Raw genomic sequence first — 8634 nt, forward strand, 5'->3', positions numbered from 1 at the left:
GCGCTCCACCACGGCAGGGGGCGTCTTGGCGGGCACGGCCAGGCCGTTCCACGACGTGACGTTGAAGCCCGCCAGTGGTCCACCGCTTTCGCGCACCATGGGCACGTCGGGCAGCTGCGGCGCGCGTTGCGCGCCCATCACGGCCAGCGGCCGCAGGGCCTTGGCGCCGATCTGCGGCATGAGGCCGCCCAGAATGTCGACCATCACGTCGATCTCGCCGCCCCGCAGCGCGGTGACGACCGGCGGTGTGCCGTTGAAGGGCACCACCTGCGCGTCGATACCCGCCGTCACCTTGAACAGCTCGGCCGCCAGGTTCTGCGTGGTGCCGATCTGCGGCGTGCCGATGTTGAGCTTGCCGGGGTGCGCGCGGCCGTAGGCCAGCAGCTCGGCCAGGGTGGCGAAGCGCCCGCCCTCCTTCACCACCACGGCCAGGTCGAACGTGGCCAGCAGCGAGACGGGTGCGAAGTCCTTGAGCGTGTCGAACGGCAGCGACTGGAACAGCGCCGCACTCACCGCCGTGCCGCTGCTGACCAGCAGCAGCGTGTGGCCATCGGGCTCGGCGCGTGCCACCAGCTCGCCCGCCACGATGCCACCCGCGCTGGGCTTGTTTTCGATGACCACGCTTTGCCTCAGCGGCCCGGCGATCTTCTGCGCGATGGTGCGCGCCGTGATGTCCGCCGCACCGCCCGCCGCATTGGGCACGATGATGCGCAGCGGGCGCGATGGAAAAGCCGCCTGCGCGCTGGCCGCACCGCCGAATGACGCGACCAGCCAGGCGAGGAGGGTTCTGCGGTGCACGGCCTGCATGGTGGGTGGCTCCAGCGCTACCGTGCCACACCCAGCAGGCGGTCCAGCAGCTCGGGCTGGGCGCTCAGTTCGGCCGCGCTGCCGGTGTGCACCACGGTGCCCCGGTCCAGCACGGCGGCGTGGTCCGAAATCGCCAGGATGGCCTGCGGATGCTGCTCCACGATGATGGCCGACAGGCCCTCTTCGCGCGTGATGCGGCGGATGGCGCGCAGCAGCTCTTCCACGATGATGGGCGCCAGGCCTTCGAGCGGCTCGTCGAGCAGCAGCAGGCGCGGGTTGAGCACCAGCGCGCGGCCCACGGCCAGCATCTGCTGCTCGCCGCCGGAGAGCTGCGTGCCCAGATTGGTCTTGCGTTCCGCCAGGCGCGGGAACATTTCGTACACACGCTCGGGCGTCCACTGCCGCGCGGTCGAGCCCTGGCGTGCGGGGCGCGCCACGGCCGTGAGGTTCTCGTGCACGGTGAGCGACTTGAAGATGTTGCGCTCCTGCGGCACCCAGCCGATGCCGGCCGCCGCGCGCTCATGCGAAGGCAGCTTGTGCAGCGCCACGCCGCCCAGGCTCACGGTGCCCGCGTGCTGGCGCGTGGCCCCGGCCAGGGTGTTGATGAGCGTGGTCTTGCCCGTGCCGTTGCGGCCCAGCAGGGCCAGTGTGTCACCCTCGGGCAAAGCCAGCGAGATGCCCTGCAGCACCACGGCCTCGCCATAGCCCGCGCTCAGGCCCTCGATGCGCAGGAGTTCTGTCTTAGACATGCAAACCTCCAGCCCCCACGCTCCCCGCTGCGCGTGGTTCGCTGCCCCCCGAGGGGGCCCTCGCGCCTTGGGGCGGCCCGACGTCGCTCGAACCCTCCCCGTGGCCCAGGTACACGGCCTTCACCTGCGCGTCGTTGGCAATGGTGTCGGGGTCGCCCTCGGTGAGCACGGTGCCGTTGACCAGCACCGTCATGCGGTTGGCAAAGCTGAAAACCAGGTCCATATCGTGTTCGATCAACAGTACCGAGACATCGGCCGGCAGGGCCGCCACGGTCTGCAGCAGTTCCTCGCGCTCGCCCGCGGGCACACCGGCCACGGGTTCGTCGAGCAGCAGTACGCGCGGCTCGCAGGCCAGGGCGATGGCGATCTCCAGCAGGCGGCGCTTGCCGTAGGCCAGCACGCGCGTTTCCTCGGCCATCACGGAGGTGAGGTGAAACTGCTCCAGCAGCTGCTCGCAGCGTTCGGTGACTGCCTTGCGCGCGCCCAGCGGCTGCCACCATTTGCCGCCCAGGCCCTGGTGTTGCGAGACGGTGAGCGCCAGCGTCTCCAGCGGCGTGAGGGTGTCGAACAGCTGGTTGATCTGGAAGGTGCGCACCATGCCGCGCTGCACACGCTGGTGGGGCGCCAGGCGCGTGATGTCCTGGCCTTCGAGCGTGATGGAGCCTTCGGTGGGCTCCAGCACACCAGTCAGCAGGTTGATGAGCGTGGTCTTGCCCGCGCCGTTGGGTCCAATGAGCGCATGGCGTGCGCCCTTGTGCAGGTTCAGCGTGACGTTGTTGGTGGCCGTGATGCCGCCAAAACGCTTGACCAGGCCTTGCGCCGACAGCACGGTGGTGGAGTGGTTGGTGTTCATGTCAGTGGCCTCCTGCGCTGGAGGCAGCGCCGGGCTTGCGCCCGGCTCCAAACCAGGTCCAGGGGCGGAACAGGCGGTCGCGCCCCACCAGCACCAGCACCACCAGGAACAGGCCGATCCAGAAGGTCCAGTACTGCGGCGTGATGGACGAGATCACGTCCTGCAGCAGCTTGAAGCCAATGGCGCCGAGGATGCCGCCGTACAGCCAGCCCACGCCGCCGATCACCAGGATCAGCATCACGTCGGCCGAGCGGTGGAACTCGAACAGGTCGAGCGAGGCAAAGCCCGTGGTCTGCGTGAGCAGTGCGCCCGCAGCCCCTGCCAGCGCTGCGGCCAGCGTGTACACCTGCGCCAGCTTGGCCGTCACGGGGATGCCGATGGCCATGGCGCGCAGCCGGTTGTCGCGGATGGCCTTGAGCGTGGCGCCAAAGGGCGACTGCACGATGCGGCGCGCCAGCAAAAAGAACACCAGCAGCACCGTGAGCGAATACCACGCCGCCGTGCGGCCGTACAGGTCGAACTCGAAGCGGCCCAGCAGCGGCCCCATCATCACGCCCTGCAGGCCGTCGGCACCGCCGGTGAGCCAGTCGAGCTTGTTGGCCAGCTCCAGCATCACCAGGCCCACGCCCAGCGTGACCATGAGGCGCGTGAGATCGGTGCCGCGCATGATGGTGAGCGACGCCACCGCGCCCAGCACCGTGGCGGCACCAATGCCCACGGCCAGGCCCACCAGCGGGTCGGGCACCACATGCTTGGCAAACAGCGCGGCCGCATAGCCGCCCAAGCCAAAAAAGGCCGCATGGCCCAGTGACACGATGCCGGTGTAGCCCAGGATGAGGTCCAGCGAAATGGCGAACAGCGCGACGATGGCGATCTCGTTGATGATGAGCGCATGGCTGGGCAACGCCAGCGGCGCGGCAAAGGCCAGCAGCCACAGCACGGGCTCCCACCAGCGTAAGCGCCGGGCCTGCAGCAGGGTGTTTTGCGGATTCGCCATCACTTGCCCCCCTTGCGCACAAAGAGGCCCTGCGGGCGCCAGATGAGGATCAGGATCATGAGGCTGTACACAATGAAGGCGCCCAGCTTGGGGATGTAGTACTTGCCGGCCACGTCGGCAATGCCCAGCAGCAGCGCGGCCAGCAGCGGGCCGGTGATGGACGAGGTGCCGCCCACGGCCACCACGATCAAGAAGTAGATCATGAACTTGAGCGGGAAGCTCGGGTCGAGGCCCAGCACCTCGGCGCCCAGCGCACCGCCCAGGCCCGCCAAGCCGGAGCCAAAAGCGAAGGTGGACAGGAACACGATGTTCACATTGATGCCCATGCCAGCGGCCACGCGCTGGTCGTCCACGCTGGCGCGCAGGCGGCTGCCGAAGCGGGTTTTGGTGAGCACATATTGCAGACCCACGGTGAGCGCAGCGCACACCGCGATGATGAACAGCCGGTAGTGCCCCATGCCCAGCATGAAAGCGCCGCTGCCGATCTCGGTGCGCCCCTTGAGCCACGCAGGCAGCTGCATGATCTGCTGCGTGGAACCCACGAAGTAGTCCACGCTGGCCACCGCCATGAACACCAGGCCGATGGAAAACAGCACCTGGTCCAGGTGGGCCTTGTGGTACAGCGGGCGGTACAGCGTGCGTTCCAGCACCGCCCCGAGCAGCGCCGTGCCCGCAAAGGCAATGGGCAGACAGACAAGGAACGGCACATCCAGCCGCTGCATCAGCAGGACCGTGATGTAACCCCCGGCCATGGCAAAGGCCCCGTGCGCAAGGTTGATGAAGTTCATCAGCCCCATGGTCACCGCCAGGCCCACCGCCAGGATGAACAGCAGCATGCCGTACGCCACGCCGTCGAAAAGTATGGTCAGCATGAAATCACTTCATTGAAGACAAAAAAGGCCCACAGTGCCCAGGACTGTGGAATTGGGGCGAATCACCCAAGGCTGAGCGCTCAGCCTGCACGCCCCTGGCTTCGACAGGCTCAGCCCGAACGGATGGAGAGGGATCCTGCCCGTAAATACTGGCGCGGCCCAGACCAGCGGCCGCCGTGCAAGGGCCGCCCCGCCGCACTGGCGGCGTCCCCCTCCGGGGGAAGCCGCGCAGCGGCTCAGGGGGGGGCTTACTTCGTCTTCCCGGGATCCTTCACATCCTTGATGACGTCGAACTCCACGTTGTACAGCTGGCCATTGACGCGCTCTACCTTGCGCAGGTACACGTCCTGCACGATGTCGCGCGTCTGCGCGTCGATGAACACCTTGCCGCGCGGGCTTTCAAACACCTGGCCCTTCATGGCGGCCAGCAGCGCGTCGCCGCCGCCTGCGCCCTTGGTGGTCTTGAGCGCTTCATAGATCACACGCATGCCGTCGTAGCCGCCCACAGCCATGAAGTTGGGGCGCAAGCCCTTGTTGGCCTTCTCGAATGCTTCCACAAACTTCTTGTTCAGCGGCGAAGGATGGGCTGCCGAGTAGTGGTGCGAAGTGACCACGCCCAGGGCGCCATCGCCCATGTCGTTGAGCTGGTCGTCATCGGTCACGTCGCCGGTGGCAATGAGCTTGATGCCCGCCTTGTCCAGCCCGCGTTCCAGGAACTGCTTCATCACGGCAGCACCCGCGCCGGACGGCACGAAGACAAACAGCGCGTCGGGCTTGCCATCACGCACTTTTTGCAGGAAGGGGGCGAAGTCGGGGTTGCGCAGCGGTACGCGCAGGGCCTCGGTCACCTGGCCGCCGTTGAACGTGAGGCGCTGGTTGAAGAACTTTTCAGCGTCGATGCCAGGGCCATAGTCGCTGACCAGCGTGACCACTTTCTTGATGCCGTTCTTGGGTGCCCAGTCAGCCAGGGCCACCGAAACCTGCGGCAGCGTGAAGCTGGTGCGCACCACATACGGAGAGGCTTCGGTGATGCTGGAGGTGGCGGCGGCCATCACCACCAGCGGCGTCTTGGACTGCGTGGCCAGCGGTGCGGTGGCCATGGCCGAGGGCGTGATGCCCATGCCTGCGAGCACGTTCACCTTTTCATTGACAACCAGTTCCTGGGCCAGACGACGGGTCACGTCGGGCAGGCTGGTGTCGTCCTTGATGATGAGCTGCACCTTCTTGCCGGCCACCGTGTCGCCGTTCTGCGCCATGTACAGGCGGGCCGCGGCCTCGATCTGGCGGCCTGTGGTGGCCTGCTGGCCCGTCATGGGCAGGATCAGGCCGATCTTGAACACGTTGTCCTGCGCAGCTGCAGGCAAGGTGGTGATGAGGCCGCCCGCGAGCGTGAGGATCGCAGCCGCCGAGGCGCGCAGAAGATGGCGTTTTTGCATCGTTGTCTCCGGTGGAAATATCGTTGTATACAGAGGAGGTGCCGCAGTCTGGCCCGGCCTGCGTTATTGCACAAGAGCAAATTCGAGCATTCAGGTATCAACAATTGGCATACCCAGCTCCTGCAGGTGCAGCCTGTCAACGAATGAGCTGTACGCCCGGCAAGCCACGCACATGGGGCGCCTGCCCCGCGGCGAGCAGATTCCGGCGGGTAATGCGCGAATGCTCGCGCAGGATGGCCTCGGCCCGGCCTCCCTCGCGCCGCTCGATGGCATCGATGGCCTGCCGGTGCTGGTCTTGCGCCACGACGAGCATGTCCCGTGCCTGGCGCGAATGCGCCTGCACCACCACAAAGGCCGAGGGCGACGCAAAGGGCAGCCCTTTGACCCGCTCCAGTTCGCGCGCCACCACCTCGCTGCCCACCATGCGGCTGAGCAGCCCGTGGAACTGGGCGTTGAGTTCCACATAGCGCGAGAAGCCCTCGTCATCGAGCGTGGGCGGCGCCAGCGTGGCGTCGATGGCGTCCAGGCAGTCATGCGCCTCCCGAAGAAGCTCGGGCGCCACGCCCCGCTCGGCCGCCAAGCGGGCGGCCAGCCCCTCCATCGTGCCGCGCAGTTCAATGGCGTCCGCCACATCGGTTTCCGAGAAAGTGCGCACGGCATAGCCGCCGCCAGGCAGGCGGTGCAACAGCCCTTCCTGCTCCAGCCGCATCAGCGCAGCGCGAATCGGCGTGCGCGACACGCCCAGCGCCTCCACCAGGGTCAGTTCTGCCACCCGCGCGCCGCCCGGCAGGGCGCCGGCCAGGATCATCTCGCGCAGCCGCAACTGGGCCCTGACAGACTGCGAAGCCCCGGCCTCAGTGGAAGCCATGGGCGAAGGCGCGGCGATCACGCGATCATCGGGAAGGTTAGCGGAGAGAGTGGCAGGCATGGCGTTGAATGTATACACAACAGACCCAAAAAACCAGATCTTCAGCACCCAAAGCCAGAAAAATCAAATACTTGCAGCTATCTCAATTTTCAATATCTGCTTTGTCGATTTTTTCTGTATACAACGCCCGGCACTTTCCCCACAATCACTCCAGCGGCGCACCCCCTGCGCTCCATCCCACGACCTGGAGAGAGACAACGATGTATCCCAAAAACGCCTGGTACGTAGCGTGCCTGCCCCACGAGATCAGCGACAAGCCGCTAGGCCGCACCGTGTGCGGCGAAAAGATCGTTTTCTACCGCCCCGCCCCGGACAAGGTCGCCGCGCTGGAAGACTTCTGCCCGCACCGCGGCGCGCCCCTGTCACTGGGCCGCGTGTGCGGCGGGGAGCTGATGTGCGGCTACCACGGCCTGAAAGTGGGCTGCGATGGCAAGTCGGTGTCCATGCCCGGCCAGCGCGTGCAGGGCTTCCCGCGGGCGCGCAGCTTTCCCGTCGTGGAGCGCTACGGCTTCATCTGGGTATGGCCCGGCGATGCCGACAAGGCCGATGCGGCCACCATCCATCACCTGCCGTGGGCCGACAACCCTGAGTGGGCCTATGGCGGCGGCCTGTATCACATTGCCTGCGACTACCGCCTGATGATCGACAACCTGATGGACCTGACCCACGAGACGTACGTGCACTCCACGAGCATCGGGCAAAAGGAGATTGATGAAGTGCCCTGCAAGACGCGCGTGGAGGGCGACGAGGTGATCACCAGCCGCTTCATGGAAGGCATCCAGGCGCCACCCTTCTGGCAAATGGCGCTGCGCATGAACGGCCTGCCCGACGACCAGCCCGTGGACCGCTGGCAGATCTGCCACTTCACGCCGCCCAGCCATGTGCTGATCGAGGTGGGCGTGGCGCTGGCCGGCCACGGCGGCTACGACGCACCGGCGGACAAGAAGGCGTCGAGCATCGTGGTGGACTTCATCACGCCCGAGACCGAAACGTCCATCCACTACTTCTGGGGCATGGCGCGCAACTTCAAGCCGCAGGACCCGTCGCTCACCACGCAGATCCGCGATGGCCAGGGCAAGATCTTTGCCGAAGACCAGGACATGCTGGAACAGCAGCAGGCCAACCTCCTGCGCTACCCGGACCGCAAGCTGCTCATGCTCAACATCGACGCCGGCGGCGTGCAGTCGCGCAAGATCCTGGACCGCATCCTCGCGGCCGAGCAGGCTGCCAAGGCGCCCGCCGCTGCCGCAGCAGGACAGCCCGCATGACCGCGCAGGAAACCCTGCAGGTCCGCGTCGTCAAGAAGCAGACCGAGGCCGAAGGCATCGCCAGCTTTGAGCTGGCGCGCGTGGATGGCGCCGCGCTGCCCCCCTTCAGCGCGGGCTCGCACATCGATGTGCACCTGCCTGGCGGCGTGACACGCCAGTATTCGCTGTGCAACGCCTCGCACGAATCGCACCGCTACCGCATTGCTGTGCTGCGCGACCCCGCCTCGCGCGGTGGCTCCGTCGCCATGCACGACGGAGTGCAGGAGGGCGACGTGATCACCATCAGCACACCGCGCAACCACTTTGCGCTGCACCCCGCTCAGCGCACCCTGCTGCTGGCGGGCGGCATCGGCGTGACGCCGCTCTTGTGCATGGCCGACCGGCTGGCGCGCACGGGCGCTCAGTTCACGCTGCACTACTGCACGCGCTCGGCCGAGCGCACGGCGTTTGTGGACGAGATCACCGTATCCCCCATGGCGCCGCACGTGCACTTTCACTTCGACGCGGGCGCGCCCGAGCAAAAGCTGGACCTGCCCGCCGTGCTGACGCAGCCCGGCCCCGACGCGCGCCTGTACGTGTGCGGCCCGGCGGGCTTCATCGACTACGTGGTGAACACTGCCAAAAGCCTGGGCTGGGCGCAGGACCGCATCCACCTGGAGTACTTTGGTGCGCCCGCGCAGGACACTTCGGGCGATGAAGGGTTTGAAGTGCGCATTGCCAGCAC

At 66.9% G+C, this 8634-nt stretch carries 9 protein-coding genes; 2 read left to right on the forward strand and 7 right to left on the reverse strand.

Annotation, left to right across the window (positions count from 1 at the left end):
- From MRY84_RS00770 to MRY84_RS00800, 7 genes are all read right to left on the reverse strand, one after another.
- Positions 1-807 (reverse strand): tripartite tricarboxylate transporter substrate-binding protein (locus MRY84_RS00770; protein ID WP_291503871.1); only part of this gene is annotated, 807 nt, incomplete at its 3' end.
- Between the two features lie 17 nt (positions 808-824).
- Positions 825-1556: an ABC transporter ATP-binding protein gene (locus MRY84_RS00775; RefSeq protein WP_291503872.1), complete on the reverse strand. Its 732-nt coding sequence runs from the start codon at positions 1554-1556 to the stop codon at positions 825-827.
- Entirely contained in the window at positions 1549-2409 is an 861-nt protein-coding gene (locus tag MRY84_RS00780; protein WP_291503873.1) for an ABC transporter ATP-binding protein, read from the reverse strand. The genes MRY84_RS00775 and MRY84_RS00780 overlap by 8 nt, the downstream gene beginning before the upstream one ends.
- A 1-nt stretch (position 2410) precedes the next feature.
- Positions 2411-3406, reverse strand: coding sequence for a branched-chain amino acid ABC transporter permease (locus tag MRY84_RS00785; RefSeq protein ID WP_291503874.1), 996 nt, complete (start codon positions 3404-3406; stop codon positions 2411-2413).
- Positions 3406-4278: a branched-chain amino acid ABC transporter permease gene (locus MRY84_RS00790; protein WP_291503875.1), complete on the reverse strand. Its 873-nt coding sequence runs from the start codon at positions 4276-4278 to the stop codon at positions 3406-3408. The genes MRY84_RS00785 and MRY84_RS00790 overlap by 1 nt, the downstream gene beginning before the upstream one ends.
- A 248-nt stretch (positions 4279-4526) precedes the next feature.
- Positions 4527-5714: an ABC transporter substrate-binding protein gene (locus MRY84_RS00795; RefSeq protein ID WP_291503876.1), complete on the reverse strand. Its 1188-nt coding sequence runs from the start codon at positions 5712-5714 to the stop codon at positions 4527-4529.
- A gap of 136 nt (positions 5715-5850) precedes the next feature.
- Positions 5851-6582: a GntR family transcriptional regulator gene (locus MRY84_RS00800; RefSeq protein ID WP_291503879.1), complete on the reverse strand. Its 732-nt coding sequence runs from the start codon at positions 6580-6582 to the stop codon at positions 5851-5853.
- A 260-nt stretch (positions 6583-6842) separates the two neighbouring features.
- Here MRY84_RS00800 and MRY84_RS00805 point away from each other — a divergent pair, with 260 nt between their 5' ends.
- The gene (locus tag MRY84_RS00805) at positions 6843-7910 is read left to right on the forward strand and encodes an aromatic ring-hydroxylating dioxygenase subunit alpha (RefSeq protein ID WP_291503877.1); all 1068 of its coding nucleotides are present in this window, start codon (positions 6843-6845) and stop codon (positions 7908-7910) included.
- The coding region (locus tag MRY84_RS00810; RefSeq protein ID WP_291503878.1) for a ferredoxin reductase at positions 7907-8634 on the forward strand (728 nt) is incomplete at its 3' end. The genes MRY84_RS00805 and MRY84_RS00810, both read left to right, overlap by 4 nt.

The sequence above is a fragment of the Acidovorax sp. genome, from assembly GCF_022763525.1.
Classification (GTDB): Bacteria; Pseudomonadota; Gammaproteobacteria; order Burkholderiales; family Burkholderiaceae_C; genus Acidovorax.